This window comes from Streptomyces sp. NPDC048142 (genome assembly GCF_043202835.1).
In the GTDB taxonomy this organism is placed as follows: Bacteria; Actinomycetota; Actinomycetes; order Streptomycetales; family Streptomycetaceae; genus Streptomyces.
In genome coordinates this window covers 32,235-48,022 of record NZ_JBIDBC010000046.1, presented here as the reverse complement: position 1 = coordinate 48,022, position 15,788 = coordinate 32,235, and the positions used below count along the sequence as shown (strand labels likewise).

Genomic DNA, 15,788 nt, shown 5'->3' with positions numbered 1-15,788 from the left:
ATCCGCCGCTACATCATCTGGCGGAACAAGCACGCCGCCGACGAACGCCTACGAGAAGTCGTCGCCAGGGCGAACGTTGCCTGATGCGGCACTAGCTACCGGCCTCGGCTTTCTTGGACAGCGTCAGGTCCGCTTTGGCCCCACTGACGCCGCCGGGCGGGCCGACGGCGGCGCTGGTGTTGTTGCCGGGCACGGGGTCGCTCTGCCGTGCGGTGGCGGTGACGGTGTTCCGTACGTCGCTGCCGTTGCCCTCGTACCTGGGGTCGAGCCGGACCTCGATGGTCCAGCTCGTGGACCGCCCCACCGCGAGCGCGCTCCTCTTCGGGCAGGTGATGGTCTGCCCGCTGCGGGCAGTGCAGCCGTCGGGCGAGGCCAGGAAGGTGAGTTCGGCCGGAAGGGTGTCCTCGACGGAGACATCGGTGGCGTCGGCGGGGCCCTTGTTGACGGCCGTGAGGGTGTAGCGGAAGGTCTCTCCCGGGGCCACCGGCCCCTCCCCCGCCGCCTGCTTCTCCGCCGCGATGTCGGCGGGTCCCTCCGTAACAGTGGTTGTCGTGGAGGCGGAGTTGTCGGCGGGATCGAGGTCCAGCCGGTCGTCCGGGGCGGTGACGGTCGCCGTGTTGGTCAGGGTGGTCGGCGAGGGTGGGGCGGTGCCGGTGACGGTGTAGGTCGCGGACCCACTGCGTGCCAGGTTCACTGTGGTGTCCAGAGGGCCACTGCCGGTGGCGGTGCCGCAGCTGCTGCCGGCGGCGGCCGTGCACGTCCAGGTCACTCCCGTCAGCCCGGGAACAGCGTCACGGACCCGGGCACCGGTGACGCCGTTGGTGGCGTCGTTGCCGACCTTGACCGTATAGGTGACCTTGCCTGATCCGGCCGGGACCGAGGCCGGCGCACCGGTCTTGCTGATCGACAGGTTGACGGGGGCGTTGACCTTGAGGTCGCCGATGTCGTGGTTGTTGGTGGCGCCGCCGGTGGAGGCCGAGAAGCCGATCCTGAGGGTGGAGGGCAGCGAGGGCTGGTCGGTGATCGTCGTGACGTCGTAGTCGGTGATCAGCTTCTGCGTCGCGGTCCCGGGTCCGGTATCGGACCAGACGGAGAGCAGCACCTTTTCGCCGGTGGGGAGGAGGAGCACGCGGACGGTGCGGTAGTCACCCTGGCTCGCGGTCTCGACGGTGCCGCCGGGTCCGGCGGCTGAGGTGGCGTGCCGGTAGCCGGTGGTGCCGTTGCCGCCGCCGCGGACCACGACCCGGTTGGGCGCGGCGCCCGGTCCGCCGTTGCCGACCAGGTTCTCGGAGAAGTTGCCGTACTCGTCGAAGCCGAGGCCGAGGTAGGCGCCGGGCAGTCCGTTGTTCCGGCAGGCGTTGGTGAGCCAGCTGGAGGTGCTCCGCGAGCAGGCGTAGCCCAGGGCGCCGCCGAACTGGCCGACGCCGTTGGCGGCCGTGCCGTTCGCGAGGAAGAAGGCGAGCCCGTCGCCGCGCTTGCCGCTGTGGGTCTGCCCGCCCCAGGAGGCGTAGCTGAACTCTGCCAGGAAGCCGAGGCTGGAGGAGAAGGAGTCGTTCATCCTCCAGGAGCCGGCCTGGTTGGTGGAAGTGCTGGTCAGCCGGAGCCAGCCGCCCTTGACGTAGGTGGCGTTGCCGGAGGTGGTGCCGATGCCGCTGGAGCTGTCGAACGGCTCGTGCAAGGGAAAGGTGGCGTCCGCCATCCGGAGCTCGGCCTGTGCGCTGTCGGCGAAGACGGGTGGGCCCGGAGGTCCTGGGGTGAGGGACTGACCGGGGGCGGCGGCGCCCAGGGTGATGGCCGTGAGTGCCACCGTGCACAGCGCCGCCAGGATGCGGGGGAACCGCGCGGTGCGTCCGTGCCGTCGTGTTCCTGATGAGGTGTTCTCCACGTTGAAGCCGTTTCCTCGCCGGGAGCCCCGGCCGGTTTCCCGGCCGGGGCTGTCGCATGAGCGGTCGATGTTCCGCCGTTGTCCGTCAGTTCCTACCGGGCTGTGCGGGACGTGCCGGACACTGCTGCTCCTTCCTTGTTCTCGGCGGCCTCCTTGTCCACTTCGAGGTCGGCCTTGGCCTCGTCGACCTTGCTTCCTGGCACGCCGGTGACCGTGCTGGAGTCGTTGCCGCTGTCGGGGTCGGCCGTATCGGAGGAGACGGTGGCGGTGTTGACGATGTCGTCACCGTTTCCGGTGTAGTCGGGTGCGAGTTTCACCCAGACGATCCACGTCTTGGACTCGTCCGGTCCGAGTGTGGTCTCGGGTCCGCAGGTAACGGTCCTCCCCGCGGCAGTGCAGCCGCTCGGGGAGTGGTCGAAGGAAAGGTTCTCCGTCAGGGTGTCGGTCGCCTTGACCTGCTTGGCCTCCGACGGGCCCTGGTTGGTGACCGTGATTTCGTAGGGGAAGGTCTCGCCGGGCGAGACCGGCGAGTCGCTGCCGAGCTTCTTGCCGGCCTCCAGATCGGCGCTGGGGTCGCCGGACTTGCCGCTGGGCAGCGGTGCGGTGCTGGTGTCGTTGTCGCCGTTGGGGTCGATGTTCGCGGCGGTGACCGTGGCGCTGTTGACGATCTCCGTGCCGTCGCCGGTGTAGGAGGGGTCCAGCTTGACCGTCAGCAGGTACTCGGCCTTCTCGCCCACCTTCAGCGGTGTGCTCCTGGCACAGCGGACGATGTCGCCATCGTAGGTACAGCCGGACGGGGTGGAGGAGACGTAGGTCAGTTCCTTGGGCAGTCTGTCGGTGAGGGTCACGCTGTGCGCGTCCGCGGACGGGCCGTCGTTGGACACGGTGATGTGGTACTGGAACTCCTTGCCGGGTACGGGCGGGGTGTCGCCCACCGGCTCCTTGGTGACGCTGAGGTCCGCCGTGGGAGGGTTGACCTTGTCGCCGGGCGGCCCGGCGGGCTTGCTGGTGTTGTTGGTCTCGTCGGGATCGTCCGTCTCGGAGGTGACGGTCGCGATGTTCTGGATGTCCGAGCCGTCACCCGTGTAACCGGAGTCCAGCTTGACGGTGAAGATCCAGGTCCTGGACGCGCCGGAGTCGAGGGTGGGAAGGGTGCCGCAGCTGACCCGCTGGCCGAGGGCCGTGCAGCCGTCGGCGGGGGAGACGAAGGACAGCGGCGTCGGCAGGGTGTCGCTGACGCTGACGCTCTCGGCGCGGGAGGGGCCGTCGTTGGTGACCCGCACCGCGTACTGGAAGGTCTCGCCAGGGGACACCGGAGTGTCGGTGACGGTGGTCTTGTCGATCCTCAGATCCGCCTCGGGGGTGTCGACCCGGGGGTAGACCTGGTCCGAGGTGTTGTTCCGGGTGTCCGGGTCAGGAGTGTCGGAGCCCGCCGTGGCCGTGTTGGGCAGGTCCTTGCCGTCCCCGGTGTACGACGGGTCGAGCTGGACCTTGAACGTCCAGCTCACCGACGCGCCGGGGGCCAGCACCGGGTCCGGGCCACAGGTCACCTTCTGCTGCGACTCTGTGCACTCGTCCGCGGAAGACACGTAGTTCAGAAGCCTCGGGAGCGTGTCTGTGGCCTTGACGTTCCGGGCATCGGAGAGCCCCTTGTTGGTGACCGTGACCGTGTAAGCGAACTCCTCGCCCGGTACCGCCGGCTCGGTCTGCGCCACCGATTTGGTGGCGACCAGGTCGGCCTTGGGATCGAAGGGGCCGGGCGGGATGACGGGGTCGTTGGTGTTGTTTTCCTTGTCGGGGTCGGTGGCGTCCGAGTCGGTCGTGGCCGCGTTCCCGAGGTCGTCGCCGGTGCCGTCGTAGGAGGGGCTGAGCCGGGCGACGAAGGTCCAGGTCTTCGTCTTGCCGACCGCGAGCTCCGGCTCCGGGCCGCAGGTGACCTTCTGGCCCACGGCCGTGCAGCCGTCCTTCGAGGACTCGAAGGTGATGTTCGCGGGGAGCGTGTCGGTCGCGGTGACGTTCCTCGCCACCGACGGGCCCTTGTTCGTCACCGTGAGCGTGTACGTGATCAGGCCGCCCGGCGGGACCATACGCCCCTCGGCCGTCGGCCCGGCCGCGCGCGTCGAGGTCACCTCAAGCTGCGGTGCCGCAGCAGCCGGAGTGGCACCCCACAACGGCAGCGCGCACGCGATCACACCCGCCAGCCAGTGCAGTGGCCTCCAGGATCTCCTTGTTGCCATCGGCATCGCTTCCTGTTCTCTCCGCCCTGGCCGGCCGGCCAGGGCATGCGTGGGAAGGGGGTGTGGAGCAGCCGCACCAGTCGTGCGACGGTCTGTCCGGGGTGTCCGGGTGCTCAGGCCCGACGCCGCCGACGGACGTGAAGCACCAGTCCGGTGCCCGCGGCGAGCGCCAGCCCTGACGTCCACGGCAGCCACCCGGGGACCTCGCCCCCGGTGTCCGGGAGCATGTGGTCGTGGTCGGGCGTGGGTGACGGCGACGGAGTGGGCAGCGGACGGATGGGCACACCACAGCCACCGATGGCGCTGGGCGTCGCCTTCCCCACGGTCGCGACGTCGTTCCCCGGATCGGGGTCGTGCACCGCGGAGGTCACCCGGGCGGTGTTGTCGACCGCAGCACAGTCGCCGTCGAAGTCTCGGGCCAGCCCTACCGTGAAGCGGTACTCGGCCGTCTCGCCCGGGGCGAGACGGTCCGAGCCACCGCAGGTGACCGTGACCCCCTCCGCCGTACAGCCGTCCGGCGACCCGACGAACGACAGGGCCCGGGGCAGCGGATCCGTGACGGCGACGTCCCGGGCGGTGGACGGGCCCTCGTTCCGGATCGTCATCACGTAGGCGTAGGTCTCGCCCGGCGTGACCGCATCGGCGCCGTCCGCGAGTTCGTACCGCTTCCCGAGCACGAGGTCCGCCGACGCCCGGGCGGGACCCGCGTCCTCGCCCGGAAGCCCGACGAGCTCGGCGGTGTTGTTGGACCGGTTCGGGTCATCGGTCCCGGCACCGGTTCGGGCCCGGTTGACCAGGTCGGATCCGTCACCGACATAGTCCGGGTGCAGCCTGACGCGGATCATGAACGCCACGCGCCGGTCCGGGGCGAGGGTCGCGCTCTCGGGACAGGCGACGGTTCCGCCGTACGCACCGGACTCGCCCGTACAACCGTCCGGAGAATCCACGAAGGCCAGCTCGTCGGGGAGGTCGTCGGTTACCGACACGCCGACAGCCTGCGACGGCCCGTGGTTCCGCGCGGTGAGGGTGTAGGCGAAGACCGTCCCCGGAACCACCGGATCCGCTCCCACGAACTCCTTGGTCACCGCGAGATCGGCCCGCGGGCGCTCCACCTTCCCGCCGGGCGGACCGGCACCCGGGTACGGGCCGGTGTTGTTGATCATGTCCGGATCGTAGGTCTCCGACATGACCGTGGCCTGATTGAGGATGTCCGAACCGTCGCCGGTATACGCCGGGTCCAGCCGGACGGTGATGACCCACGAAGTCGTCTCTCCTGGGTCGAGTCTCGCCACCGGACCACAGGTCACCCGCTGTCCTACAGCGGTACAGCCGTCCTTCGAGCCGACGAAGGACAACGCCGATGGCAGTTCGTCGGTGGCGGTGGCGTTCCTGGCCAGCGCGGGCCCGTGGTTGACCACGTCGATCCGGTAGTCGAAGGATTCCCCGGGCGCAACGGCGCGGGCCCGGGCGAGGCCCGCCGCCCGGCGTCCCGCTGACGACAGGACCTTCAGATCCGCCGCATCGGGAATCCGACCCGGCCGGGCCACGTCCGTCTTCGGGTCCCCTTCCCTGCCCGGGTTGCCATCCCGGCCATCGCCCGCCTCCCCCTGTGTGTTCCCGCCTCCTCTGCCACGCCCCTCCCCCGATGTCCCGGGCCGCCCCTCCCTCCGCTCGCCGCGCCCGATCGCTCCCGCCGGGGAGCCAGAGGGCGCCACCACGTCGCCCCCGGCCCCCGTGCTCCCGCTCCCGCTCCCGCTCCCGCCCAGGCACTCCAGATCCAGCGGAGAGCGGATCTCAATCCCCAGCACGTCTCCCCCCGCGGGTACCCCTCGCCCGTCGGCCGATGCCGTCTGACGGGCCGTCGGCGCCGATGCCGGACGGCCACAACTGCTCCCCTGCCCTTCCGATGGCGGGAGGAGAGACGCTGACGCGGGAAGAGCTGACGCCCCGGAGAGAACCGCCCCCACCAGAACACCGGGAATCACGTACACCACCTTGCGCCGCAACCCCACTGCCACCGCCCCAGTCCGTGCAACCTTGCGACCGCTCGCCATGAAGAACCCTCACCTTCCCGCGCGGGTGCACCTCGGCCCACGTTCGCTGACAGTGCGTTGCGAGCATTCTGCACATAAGAGAACAAATAGTGATGCTTCGTCATACTCCAATCGGCCCACCACCGCCGTCAGGCCCTAGTGTCTTGTGACCCTGATCGTGTCAGTTTGAGTTGCTATTGACCAGATTCTTCACTTTGGTCTGGACAAAGCGGGCCTTCGCGAGGATCTGCTCGGCGGAAGCGGTCCAGGTGAATGGATTCGCGGCCTTGTTCCAGGAGTTGACGTAGTCCCGGATCTGCTTGATCAGGACGTTGACGCTGGAGAACGTGCCGCGGCGGATGGACTGCCGGTCAGGATGCCGAACCAGATTTCGATCTGGTTCAGCCACGAGGAGCCGACGGGAGTGAAATGGAAGTGTATGTGCGGGTTCTTCTCCAGCCATGCCCTCACTTCCGGCGTGGTGTGCGTGGACAGGTTGTCCAGGACCACGCGGATCCCCTTGCCGGCGTGCGGCTTGGTCGCCTTCTTCAGGAAGGCGAGGAAGTTCGCCCCGTTCCGGCTCGGCTCGCACTCGCCGGTCACCTCACCGGTATGGACACTGAGGGCGGCGAACAGGTTGGTGGTGCCGTGCCGCCGGCCTTGTGGACGTTGAGGATGCCCTATGTTGCGTCAAGCGGCAGAAGACGAGGCAGCAAGGGCCGGCGGCGGGCTGGATCTGACGGTAGATCTCGCGAGCGACGGGGCCTTGACCCAAGGCACTCGACACCGAAGATCATGCTCGACCACTACGCTCACTTCATGCCCGGCGCGGGGCGGGCTCGCGGTGAACATCATCGAGTGCTAGGCGAGTAGGCCCCGGACCAGCACTTTTCCATCTTTCAGCGCTGGTCGGGGCCTTCCCTGCCTGCACGTCGGGAAGTCCCTGGAAGCTCCCCGGTGCAGACGAACGCACTCAGAGCTGCGCCGTATGCGGCTTCGGCTGCTTCCGGCCTGGTCGGGTGCTGGTCTTGAGTGCGGTCATGCAGGCGGCTGTTGAGACCGCGGCGAGCGCGATGAAGAGCTGGGGATAGCCGCCGAGCGGTGCGGCGACGACGGCACCGGCGAAGGGGGCGAGGGCGGCGGCCGTGGTAGTGGGTGCGGCGAGAAGCCCGGAGAGACGCCCGTAGTGGGTGGTTCCCCAGCGGTCGGTGATGGCGGTGGCCTGGAGGAGGGTGAGATTGCCACGCACCATGCCCGCTGCGACGGAGAGGGCGACGAGCAGCGCGTACGGGCCAGGGGTGAGGGCGAGAGCCCCGGTGGTGACGGCGCCGAGACCCACGAGAGCGATGGTCCGGCGGGTGGGGGTGGTGCGGCGGGCGAGCGGACCGTACAGGGTACGGCCGAGGGTTTGACCGGCACCGCCGAGCCCGAGTGCCCAGGCTGCTTCGGTGCTGGTGTAGCCGCGTTCCGCCATGAGCGGGACGAGCGCGACGACGGCAGCGGACACGGTGAACGCGGACAGCGTCAGGGTGACGGCGAGCATCCGGAAGGGCCGGGTACGGGCGGCCTTCTCCGTGCCGTCGGCGGCGTGGGACGCGGTGGGGACCGGCGGTTCGGGCCAGGGTGCTCTGAGTGCCAGGGCGTGGGCGGGGATGGTCACCGCGGCAAGGACGAGGGCGAGGACCGCGTAGGTCGCCCGCCAGGACAGGTGATCGGCGAGTACGGCGGTGAGCGGGGCGAAGACGGTGGAGGCGAGGCCGCCCGCGAGGGTGACGATGGTGAGTGCGCGGACGTGGTCGGGTGCCCACCAGCGGGTCAGGGCGGCGAAAGCCGGCTGGTAGAAGGTGCCTGCCATCGCGAGACCGGCCAGCAGCCAGCCGGCGATGAAGACCGGCAGGTTGGGCGCCGAGGCGATGATGAGGACGCTCAGGACGCCGAGGACCGATCCGGTGGTCATGACGGTGCGTGGGCCGTGGCGGTCGATGATCCGGCCGACGCGGATCCCGGCGAAGGCGGAGACGAGCAGGGCGGCGGAGAACGCCGCTGTGGTCGCCCCGGTGGGCCAGCCGGTCGCGGTGGTGATCTGCGGGTTGAGGACGGGGAACGCGTAGTAGACGATGCCCCAGCTGGTGATCTGCGTGACGCACAGCGCGGGCAGCGCGGCGCGGGGCCGCGACCGGTCCCCCGTTCCGGTCGCGGCCCCGCGCTCAGAGGTGTCGATGCCGGTCACGAGCCGCAGCAACCGCCGGCCGACGGTTCGTCCACGACCACGGCAGCGGCCGGTGTGCCGACGCCGAGCTGCACGAGGGCGGGTTCCGGCGTCGCGCAGCAGCCTCCGGCAGCGGTCTCGGACGCGGCCGGGTCCTCGAACAGCCCGGCCCCGCCGCAGACACCCGTTTCGGGGAGGGTGAGTTCGACGCGGTCGGCCTCTTCCAGGTCGCCGGCGAGGGCTGCGGCGACGGAGCGGACCTGCTCGTAGCCGGTCATGGCGAGGAAGGTGGGGGCGCGCCCGTAGGACTTCATGCCGACCAGGTAGACCCCGGTCTCCGGGTGGGAGAGTTCGCGGTAGCCGTGCGGGTAGACGGTGCCGCAGGAGTGCTGGTTGGGGTCGATCAGCGGAGCCAGCCCGGTCGGGGCCTGGAGGCGCTCGTCCAGGCCGAGGCGAAGCTCGGAGAGGAAGGACAGGTCGGGGCGCAGGCCGGTCAGGACGATGACCTCGTCCACCGGGTCGAGGCGGCGTCCGTCCTCACCCACCAGGGTCAGGCGGTCGCCGTCACCGCGTTCGATGACTTCGGTGCGGAATCCGGTGACCGCGTCCGCGAATCCGTTGTCGACGGCCGCCTTTGCCGCCAGGCCCAGAGCGCCGCGGGCGGGGAGCTGGTCGGCGGTGCCTCCGCCGAAGGTGGAGCCGCTGATTCCGCGTCGCAGGATCCAGACAGAGTGGGTGCCTGGCTCGTCCTTCGCGACGTCGGCGAGCATGGCGAGAGCGGTGAACGCGGAGGCGCCGGAGCCGATGACCGCGGTGCGCCTACCCGCGTACCGGGCGCGGACGGCCGGGTCCTTGAGGTCGGGGATGCGGTAGGAGACGCGCGCCGATGCGGCGTGCTCGCCGAGGGCGGGGAGTCCGTCGGCGCCGATGGGGCTGGGCGTGGACCAGGTGCCGGAGGCGTCGATCACGGCTCGGGCGAGAATCCGCCCCTCCGTTCCGTCGGCGCGCCTGGTGCGGAGGGTGAAGGGCTGCTGTTCGCGGTCCGCGTCGACGATGCGGTCGCGGCCGAGGCGGGAGACACCGGTGACGGTGGTGTTGTAGCGGACCTTGTCACCGAGGACGTCGGCGAGCGGCTGGAGGTACTCCTCCGCCCAGTCCGCGCCGGAGGGGTAGGTGCCTCCGGCGGGCGCGGTCCAGCCGGTCGGGGACAGGAGCTTCTCGGCGGCCGGGTCCACGACCTCGGACCATGTCGAGAACAGCCGCACGTGCCCCCACTCGCGCACCGCGCTGCCCGCCGCGGGGCCGGCCTCCAGGACCAGGGTCTCCCTACCGCGCCCGGTGAGATGGGCGGCGGCGGCCAAACCTGCGGGGCCGGCTCCGATCACCACAGTGGGCAGGGCGGTGGTGGGCGCATTCATGGCGACTCCCCATTTGTTTCGATACCTGTCGATGGCCTGCGCACCCAGCATGACACCTGTATCGACAGTCGTCAACATAGACATTCATCGAATCTGGGGCGATGCGGGCGGGCCACGAAACGGCGGCCTCCGCCCCGGCCCGACCGCCTCGCAGGGTTCGCGGGCTGCCGCCCCCTCGCCCATTGATTCGATATGTGTCAACATAGGCGTATGTCGAATGCCAGGTCGTTGCCCGTGCTGGAACCGGCCGTCGTGCCGTGCTGCCCGCCGTTGACCGAACGGCCGTTGAGCGCGGAGGAGGCCGAGCTGACGGCGAAGATGTTCAAGGCGCTCGGCGACCCTGTCCGCCTGCGCCTGTTCTCCGCCGTCGCCTCGCACGAGGGCGGCGAGGCGTGCGTCTGCGACATCTCCGACGTGGGCGTCTCCCAGCCGACGGTCTCCCACCACCTGAAGAAGCTGCGGGAAGCAGGCCTGCTCACCTCCGAGCGGCGCGGGACGTGGGTCTACTACCGCGTGGAGCCCTCCGTCCTCGCGGCCATGGGGCAGTTGCTGTCTGCCGCCGGCTGACGCCCGGCAGGACCGTCACCGCTGCCCGCGGACGGCCGGTGTGGTGTCCGTGGCCATGCACCGGTGGATACGGGACAGGGCCGGGCCGCCGTGGCGCAGCGGGCACTTCCGTAAGGCGGTCACAGCCGCTGCTCGGAAGGTCGACGCGGAGACCCGGAACGAGGTCGCACGCCGCGATATGTGCGCAACCCCCTGGCCCACCGCCATCGGCGCACCCTGACCACGACCGGTGAGGCGTCAGCCGAGCACGGCGGCGATCTCGCGGACCGCGTCCCGGGCGGGGCGGCCGACGCCGATCAGCGTGGCCGAGGCGGGCCCCGTCCAGTCGCCGTACCCCAGGAGATGCAGGCGCGGTTCGTCCACCGCCCGGGTGCCCCGGGTGGGGATACGGCCGCGTTCGCCACGCAAGCCCATCGGGGCGAGGTGGGACAGGGCGGGACGGAAGCCTGTACACCAGATGATCGCCGCGGCTTCCGCTCTCGTTCCGTCGGCCCACTCCGCACCGTCCTCGGTGAGGCGGGCGAACATCGGCTGGGCCTTGAGAAGCCCGGCGTCCCGCGCGGCGCGGACCGGCGGAACGGCGACGATGTCGCCCAGCGAGGCGACGCCGCCGGTGTCCGTGTCCCCGGCGTCCAGGGCGCGGCGGCGGGCGGTGGCGGTGTCGAAGAGGGCGCGGCCGTCGATGTCGTCGGCCAGGAAGCGTGCGGGCCGTCGGGTGACCCAGGTCAGGTCGGTGTGCGGCGCGAGGTCGGCGGCGACCTGCGCGCCGGAGTTCCCGCCGCCGACCACGATGACCCGCTGCCCCGCGAACTCGCGGGGGTCGCGGTACCGCACGGTGTGGAGCTGACGGCCGGTGAACACCTCCTGGCCCGGTACGGCGGGGAGGAAGGGCCGCCACCAGGTGCCGGTCGCCGAGATGACCGCTCGGGCGGACCAGTCTCCCCTGTCCGTCTCCACCCGCAGCCGGTCACCGTCACGGTGCACGGCCAGCGCCCGGACCGGTCGCTGTACGGGCAGGGCGTAGCGATCTTCGTACGCGGTCAGGTACTGGAGGACGTGGTGCGCGTCCGGGTACTCCGCCCCGCCCTGGGCAGGCATCAGCCGGCCGGGCAGGGACGAGTACGCGGCCGGGGAGAACAGGCGGAGCGATTCCCAGGCGTGCCGCCACGCGCCGCCCGGTGCGGGCTGGGCGTCGAGGATGACGAAGTCGAGGTTCTGGCGGCGCAGGTGGTAGCCGGCGGCGAGCCCGGCCTGGCCACCGCCGATCACCACCACGTCCACATCCAGCGTGTGCGTCACCGGGTCACCTCCGTGGCGGCGGCGGGCGGCTCGGCTCCCGCCCCGCCCCCGCGCGGCACTGCTTCCACCGGCGGCCGGGCAGTCGCGCGGGCCGGGGCGGGCGCGGCGGCGGGATACGGGGGGGCGGGAGCCGAGACGGCGCATCAGTGCTGCGTGGTGCCGGTGGTGATCGCGGACGGGGCGAACTTCTTGCGCCAGGCCAGGGCCACGTACACCAGGGCGATCAGGACCGGGACCTCGATGAGCGGGCCGACGACGCCGGAGAGTGCCTGCCCGGAGGTGACGCCGAAGGTGGCGATGGCGACGGCGATGGCCAGCTCGAAGTTGTTGCCGGCGGCCGTGAAGGCGAGGGTCGTGGTGCGGTCGTAGGCCAGGCCGATGGCCTTGCCGATCAGGAAGCTGCCGAAGAACATGATCGCGAAGTACACGAGGAGCGGGAGCGCGATGCGGACGACGTCCAGCGGCTGCGAGGTGATCGTCTTCCCCTGGAGGGCGAAGAGGATGACGATTGTGAAGAGCAGGCCGTAGAGGGCCCAGGGGCCGATCTTCGGCAGGAACGTCGCCTCGTAGGACTCGCGGCCCATCTTCTTCTCGCCGATGCGGCGGGTGAGGAAGCCGGCGAGCAGGGGCACGCCGAGGAAGATGACGACGTTGAGGGCGATCTTCCACATGGAGATGTCGAGCGTCTCGCCTTCGCCGAGGCCGAGCCAGCCGGGCAGGAGGTCGAGGTAGAGCCACCCGAGCAGGCCGAACGCGATGACCTGGAAGACCGAGTTGAGGGCGACGAGGACGGCTGCGGCTTCGCGGTCACCGCAGGCGAGGTCGTTCCAGATGATGACCATGGCGATGCAGCGGGCGAGGCCGACGATGATCAGACCGGTGCGGTACTCGGGAAGGTCCGGCAGGAAGGTCCACGCCAGCGCGAACATGACGGCCGGACCGACGATCCAGTTGATGACGAGCGAGGAGATCATCAGCTTGCGGTCGCCGGTGACGGCGTCGAGCTTGTCGTAGCGGACCTTGGCGAGCACCGGGTACATCATGATCAGCAGGCCGACGGCGATGGGCAGCGAGATTCCGCCGACCTCCACCTTCGCCAGTGCGTCGTTCAGGCCCGGGATCAGGCGGCCGAGGCCGAGGCCGAGGGCCATGGCCAGGAGGATCCAGACGGCGAGGAAGCGGTCCAGGGTGGACAGCTTCCTCACGACCGAGGGCTCCTCGGTCGTCGCGGGTGCTTGCGTGGGGGTCACGGACAGGCCCTCTTGTTCTCGGCAGCGTTACGGGCGGACTCGGCCAGGTCGGCGAACTGGCCTGCGAGCTGGGCGATGACGTCCGGGCGGAGCTTGTAATAGGTGAAGCGGCCGCATGGTTCGGTCTCCACGACCCCGGCCTCGCGCAGCACTCTCAGGTGATTGGAGAGGTTGGTCTGCCGGGCGCCGGTCTCCTCCACCAGGTGGCTGGTGCACAGCGTCTCGCGGGCGAGCAGGGTCACGATCCGGAGCCGGAGCGGATCGCCCAGCACCCTGATCAGTTCAGTGTCGACTGACGTCATCATGGGCTGATACTCTCACATCAGTGGCTGCTGACACCACCGGGTGCTGATCTCAGTTGCGCCTGATTCGACCGTGTGACGAGAGAGACCTCCTGATGCCCGAGAAGCCCTCTGTTCTGTTCGTCTGTGTCCACAACGCCGGCCGCTCCCAGATGGCCGCCGCCTGGCTCACCCACCTGGCCGGAGACCGCGTCGAGGTCCGCTCCGCCGGGTCCGACCCGGGCGACGCCGTGAACCCGGCCGCCGTCGAGGCGATGGCCGAGGTCGGCATCGACATCTCCGCCGAGACCCCGAAGATCCTCACCGTCGACGCGGTCAAGGAGTCGGACGTCTGCATCACCATGGGCTGCGGCGACACCTGCCCCGTCTTCCCCGGCAAGCGCTACCTGGACTGGAAGCTCGAGGACCCGGCCGGCCAGGGCGTGGCGGCGGTCCGCCCGATCCGCGACGAGATCAAGGCCATGGTCGAAGGCCTGATCGAGGAGATCGCGCCGGAGCCGTCCAAGTGAGTGCCGGCACGGACATCCGCGACGTCATCGTCATCGGCTCCGGCCCCGCCGGATACACCGCCGCCCTCTACACCGCGCGCGCCGATCTCAAGCCGCTGGTCTTCGAAGGCTCGGTGACGGCGGGCGGCGCGCTCATGAACACCACGGAGGTCGAGAACTTCCCCGGGTTCCGCGACGGCATCGTCGGCCCGGACCTCATGGACAACATGCGGGCCCAGGCGGCACGGTTCGGCGCCGATCTGATCCCGGACGACGTCGTCGCCGTCGACCTCACGGGCGGCATCAAGACGGTCACCGACAGCGGCGGAGGGGTCCACCGGGCCCGTACGGTGATCGTTTCCACCGGATCGCAGCACCGCAAGCTGAACCTGGAGCGCGAGGACGAGCTGTCGGGCCGCGGTGTCTCCTCCTGCGCGACCTGTGACGGGTTCTTCTTCCGCGACCGCGACATCGTGGTCGTCGGCGGCGGCGACACCGCGATGGAGGAGGCCACCTTCCTCACCCGGTTCGCCAGGTCCGTCACGGTCGTCCACCGCCGCAGCGCGCTACGGGCCTCCCGGGTCATGCAGAGCCGCGCCTTCGCCGACGACAAGATCTCCTTCGCCTTCGACAGCGAGATCGCGGAGATCAAGGAGGAGGGCGGCGCGCTGTCCGGCCTCGTCCTGCGCGACACGTTCAGCGGCCGGACGCGCGACCTCGATGCCACCGGCCTGTTCATCGCGATCGGCCACGACCCGCGTACCGAACTCTTCGCCGGTCAGCTGGACCTGGACGACGAGGGCTACCTGAAGGTCGATGCTCCCTCGACCCGTACGAACATCCCCGGCGTCTTCGGGGCGGGAGACGTGGTCGACCACACCTACCGCCAGGCGATCACCGCCGCCGGTTCGGGATGCGCCGCGGCCCTGGACGCCGAGCGCCACCTCGCCGCCCTCACCGACGCCGAGGCGGCCGCGGAGCCCGAGAAGACGCCGACGGCGCTCTGAGCATCCCGGCGGTACTCCTTCACGAAGGGTCAGTCCCCGACCCGGCCGGCCTGAAGCTGCCGGCCCTGCGTCGTCACCACCGCCACCGGTAGTCCGTCGGGCACCTTCCCGTCGAGGTCGGCGAGCAGCCGCTCCAGCGGCGGCAGGTCGCTCGGGGTGCGCACGGAGATGTACAGCGTCCGGGAACGTGCCTGGACGCCGATGACCTGCGCGCCGGGTGTGCCGGACAGCCACGCGGTCGCGGCGGCGGAGGTGCGGGTCGTCCATACGTGGAGCAGTACGTTCACCGTGGTGTTGGCCGCCAGCACCAGGCCCACCGCGGCGAACAGCAGCCCGAGCGCCAGGTAGGTGCGGCGCGGTGCTCGGGCCGGTTGTTCCTGCGCGTGGTCGAGTGCGGCAAAGACCATCATGCCGGCGAAGACCAGGGCGAGCAGGTTGGAGAGGAAGAGCACCAGCGCGCCGAGCGCCAGCCACCAGGCCCCCTGTCCGGCGCAGACGCCGACCACGACCAGGGGCGGCACCAGCGAGATCGCGATGGCCACGCCGGGCAGCACCGCCGCGACGTCCTTGCGGGACAGGGCGAGCGCTCCGGCGAAGCCGGTTGCCATGGCGGCCACCAGGTCCAGCAGGCCGGGCGAGGTCCGGCCGGCGATCTGACCGTTCGACAGCAGATCGTAATCGGCCGGTACGGCCAGCGAACCCACTGCTCCGACCGCCACCACCAGCAGCACCCCGGCGAGCACGAACCGGCCCGCCGAGCCGCGTCGGCCCTGTACGGCGGCGATGGCGATGCCCATGATCGGGGTGGACAGCGGCGCGATGATCATCGCACCGATCACCGTGGCCGTGGAATCGGTCAGGACACCGCCGGCCGCGATCACCGCGGAGAAGAACAGCATCGTCCAGAACGCCGACTGCTTGGCGCGTACGTCGCCGCACGAGAGGTCCAGGTCCTCGGCGAGCTCGGCCTGCGATCGTCGTTGACGCTCCGGAAGCACCCATGCGCGCAGTCCTGTGATCATCGGTTCAGTATCGGAGCCGGGCGCCGCAGAGGCGGGAGCCACCCGCGTGGCGTCAGCCATTCGGGTCAGCG

At 70.4% G+C, this 15,788-nt stretch carries 12 protein-coding genes and 2 pseudogenes; 4 read left to right on the top strand and 10 right to left on the bottom strand.

Translation table 11 applies throughout. From position 1 onward, the window contains the following. Nucleotides 1-84, top strand: a pseudogene (locus tag ACGF2Y_RS34180) (transposase); the annotation flags it as partial. Nucleotides 85-91: 7 nt separating this feature from the next. Here the strand turns inward: ACGF2Y_RS34180 and ACGF2Y_RS34175 are convergent. The 6 genes and pseudogenes from ACGF2Y_RS34175 to ACGF2Y_RS34150 form a co-directional block, all read right to left on the bottom strand. Beyond that, complete coding sequence (locus ACGF2Y_RS34175; protein ID WP_392955454.1) at nucleotides 92-1,885, bottom strand: hypothetical protein; 1,794 nt, start codon at nucleotides 1,883-1,885, stop codon at nucleotides 92-94. A 92-nt stretch (nucleotides 1,886-1,977) separates the two neighbouring features. Next, complete coding sequence (locus tag ACGF2Y_RS34170; protein ID WP_392955452.1) at nucleotides 1,978-4,122, bottom strand: hypothetical protein; 2,145 nt, start codon at nucleotides 4,120-4,122, stop codon at nucleotides 1,978-1,980. A gap of 113 nt (nucleotides 4,123-4,235) precedes the next feature. Continuing rightward, the gene (locus ACGF2Y_RS34165) at nucleotides 4,236-5,669 is read right to left on the bottom strand and encodes a DUF11 domain-containing protein (RefSeq protein WP_392955451.1); all 1,434 of its coding nucleotides are present in this window, start codon (nucleotides 5,667-5,669) and stop codon (nucleotides 4,236-4,238) included. 810 nt (nucleotides 5,670-6,479) lie between these two features. After that, nucleotides 6,480-6,791, bottom strand: coding sequence for an IS630 family transposase (locus ACGF2Y_RS34160; RefSeq protein ID WP_392955460.1), 312 nt, complete (start codon nucleotides 6,789-6,791; stop codon nucleotides 6,480-6,482). A gap of 337 nt (nucleotides 6,792-7,128) precedes the next feature. Continuing rightward, nucleotides 7,129-8,241 (bottom strand): annotated as a pseudogene (locus tag ACGF2Y_RS34155) (MFS transporter); the annotation flags it as partial. A gap of 140 nt (nucleotides 8,242-8,381) precedes the next feature. After that, nucleotides 8,382-9,782 (bottom strand): NAD(P)-binding domain-containing protein, encoded by a 1,401-nt coding sequence (locus tag ACGF2Y_RS34150; protein ID WP_392955449.1) that lies wholly within the window; start codon nucleotides 9,780-9,782, stop codon nucleotides 8,382-8,384. A 210-nt stretch (nucleotides 9,783-9,992) separates the two neighbouring features. Between ACGF2Y_RS34150 and ACGF2Y_RS34145 the strand changes: the two genes are divergently transcribed. Continuing rightward, nucleotides 9,993-10,349 carry an ArsR/SmtB family transcription factor gene (locus ACGF2Y_RS34145; RefSeq protein ID WP_392955447.1) on the top strand — a complete coding sequence of 119 codons (357 nt, stop codon included), beginning with the start codon at nucleotides 9,993-9,995 and terminating at the stop codon, nucleotides 10,347-10,349. 237 nt (nucleotides 10,350-10,586) lie between these two features. On the opposite strand, the gene ACGF2Y_RS34140 is transcribed toward ACGF2Y_RS34145, so the two are convergent. The 3 genes from ACGF2Y_RS34140 to ACGF2Y_RS34130 form a co-directional block, all read right to left on the bottom strand. Then, on the bottom strand, nucleotides 10,587-11,648 hold the full coding sequence (locus ACGF2Y_RS34140; RefSeq protein ID WP_392955445.1) for an ArsO family NAD(P)H-dependent flavin-containing monooxygenase: 1,062 nt from the start codon (nucleotides 11,646-11,648) through the stop codon (nucleotides 10,587-10,589). A 143-nt stretch (nucleotides 11,649-11,791) separates the two neighbouring features. Then, complete coding sequence (gene arsB, locus ACGF2Y_RS34135) at nucleotides 11,792-12,898, bottom strand: ACR3 family arsenite efflux transporter (RefSeq protein ID WP_392955443.1); 1,107 nt, start codon at nucleotides 12,896-12,898, stop codon at nucleotides 11,792-11,794. After that, nucleotides 12,895-13,203, bottom strand: a complete 309-nt coding sequence (locus ACGF2Y_RS34130; RefSeq protein WP_356212810.1) for a metalloregulator ArsR/SmtB family transcription factor — start codon at nucleotides 13,201-13,203, stop codon at nucleotides 12,895-12,897. Before ACGF2Y_RS34130 ends, arsB begins: the two co-directional genes overlap by 4 nt. Nucleotides 13,204-13,295: 92 nt before the next feature. Between ACGF2Y_RS34130 and ACGF2Y_RS34125 the strand changes: the two genes are divergently transcribed. Both ACGF2Y_RS34125 and trxB read left to right on the top strand, forming a co-directional pair. After that, nucleotides 13,296-13,709: an arsenate reductase ArsC gene (locus ACGF2Y_RS34125; protein ID WP_392955441.1), complete on the top strand. Its 414-nt coding sequence runs from the start codon at nucleotides 13,296-13,298 to the stop codon at nucleotides 13,707-13,709. After that, on the top strand, nucleotides 13,706-14,695 hold the full coding sequence (gene trxB, locus ACGF2Y_RS34120) for a thioredoxin-disulfide reductase (RefSeq protein ID WP_392955439.1): 990 nt from the start codon (nucleotides 13,706-13,708) through the stop codon (nucleotides 14,693-14,695). Before ACGF2Y_RS34125 ends, trxB begins: the two co-directional genes overlap by 4 nt. A 29-nt stretch (nucleotides 14,696-14,724) precedes the next feature. On the opposite strand, the gene ACGF2Y_RS34115 is transcribed toward trxB, so the two are convergent. Further along, the gene (locus ACGF2Y_RS34115; RefSeq protein WP_392955437.1) at nucleotides 14,725-15,717 is read right to left on the bottom strand and encodes a DUF389 domain-containing protein; all 993 of its coding nucleotides are present in this window, start codon (nucleotides 15,715-15,717) and stop codon (nucleotides 14,725-14,727) included. Nucleotides 15,718-15,788: the final 71 nt, after the last annotated feature.

Bases quoted from the DNA above. Each gene is read 5' to 3' on its own strand.
- ACGF2Y_RS34170 (WP_392955452.1), bottom strand. From the start codon at position 4,122: ATGGCAACAAGGAGATCCTGGAGGCCACTGCACTGGCTGGCGGGTGTG.
- ACGF2Y_RS34150 (WP_392955449.1), bottom strand. From the start codon at position 9,782: ATGAATGCGCCCACCACCGCCCTGCCCACTGTGGTGATCGGAGCCGGC.
- ACGF2Y_RS34145 (WP_392955447.1), top strand. From the start codon at position 9,993: ATGTCGAATGCCAGGTCGTTGCCCGTGCTGGAACCGGCCGTCGTGCCG.
- ACGF2Y_RS34130 (WP_356212810.1), bottom strand. From the start codon at position 13,203: ATGATGACGTCAGTCGACACTGAACTGATCAGGGTGCTGGGCGATCCG.
- ACGF2Y_RS34125 (WP_392955441.1), top strand. From the start codon at position 13,296: ATGCCCGAGAAGCCCTCTGTTCTGTTCGTCTGTGTCCACAACGCCGGC.
- ACGF2Y_RS34115 (WP_392955437.1), bottom strand. From the start codon at position 15,717: ATGATCACAGGACTGCGCGCATGGGTGCTTCCGGAGCGTCAACGACGA.